This is a genomic window from Bacillus sp. SRB_331, assembly GCF_003264175.1.
Lineage (GTDB): Bacteria > Bacillota > Bacilli > Bacillales > Bacillaceae_G > Bacillus_A > Bacillus_A mycoides.
Genome location: NZ_NADV01000122.1, coordinates 1 through 1,427, shown reverse-complemented (window position 1 = coordinate 1,427; position 1,427 = coordinate 1). Strand labels below are relative to the sequence as shown.

Here is a 1,427-nt window from a genome sequence, read left to right as displayed (position 1 = left end):
GATTTGTTGTTCATGGTCAAGAACATCAAGTTTGCCTATTGAACAAATCTCTCTATGGATTGAAACAAGCTGGAATGGTTTGGAACTCTAAACTAGACAAATTTTTGACCAAAGAAGCTGGACTTAAGAAAGTTAAGGCTGATCCATGCATTTATACAATTCGTCGTGATGGCAGTTTTCTAGCTCTCGGAGTCCATGTTGATGACATCCTGTTTGTTCACAACGACACCAACTTCTGTCAAGAAGTCATCGATCAGCTGTCTTCGAAGTTCGACATCACTGACCTCGGAGTACCAACCAGACTTCTCGGCCTGAGAATTCATCGTGATGAGAAGACCGGGTCAATTTCGTTAGACCAAGAGGAATATGTTAAGCAGCTTTTGATGAAGTTCAACATGTTTGATTGCAATCCAACTTCAACTCCTCAGCAACCTGGTGTTCATTTATCCTCCCTTTCTTCACCCTCAGAGTCAGAAGATGTACTAGCGATGAAACAAGTTCCCTATGGTGAGCTTGTCGGTAGTTTGATTTGGTTAGCAAGCAACACTCGCCCAGATATCAGCACGGCTGTCGGATCCCTTTGCAGGTTTATTAGCAATCCTGGTAGGCCCCACTGGGTTGCTGCACAGCGGGTTCTTCGTTATTTGGCAGGAACCTGCAGCTTCGGCATCACATATCATCGTCAAGAACAGGGCAGTTCCGATCTCTTTGGTTACTCTGATTCTGATTGGGCAGGTGATCCCGACACAAGAAGATCAACTTCAGGTTTTGCCTTCATGCTCGCAGGGGGGCCAGTTTCGTGGAAGTCTAAGCTTCAATCATCCGTCTCTCTATCATCTGTCGAAGCAGAATATATAGCACTATGTTCCGCAGCAAGGGAAGCGTACTGGCTTCGTCAACTTCTCCAAGAGATCGGCTTTGCATGTCCACAACCCACAGTCGTATTCGAGGATAACCGAGGATGCGTCGCTATTAGCAAGAATAATCGTACTGACGCTCGTACAAAGCACATTGACGTCAAATATCACTATACTAGAAAGCTTGTTGAGGACAGAATTATCGACGTCAAGCCAATATCCACAAAGGAAATGGTTGCCGACGTAATGACAAAGTCGCTCGATACACTGAAGTTTGGTTGGTGTCGCAACAAGATGGGCATCATAGACACAAGCAACCGAGATACAACCTCGAGGGGACGTGCTGAAATACGAGGTTCTATTTAATTCAATATGATGCCCTGTATGAAGTGAGGTCCCATAACTGCTGAGCACCACGGAGTTTGTATTTATATCTGACGAGATGTCAATAAATAACCGCTGCTTTTCTCCACTAATAAAGGCCAGGCATTAAATTGTCTGAGAGATTTCGGGTACCTTAGCCCAGTTCGACTACCGTCCTACCACTTTAGAATCGTCTTCGTGCAAAAC

General features: G+C 45.0%; 1 protein-coding gene. It reads left to right on the top strand.

Annotated features, from left to right (window positions below; all coding sequences use genetic code 11):
- A partial coding sequence (locus B5P42_RS31485; protein ID WP_142674073.1) for a Ty1/Copia family ribonuclease HI occupies nucleotides 1-1,223 on the top strand: 1,223 nt, incomplete at its 5' end.
- Nucleotides 1,224-1,427 lie beyond the last annotated feature (204 nt).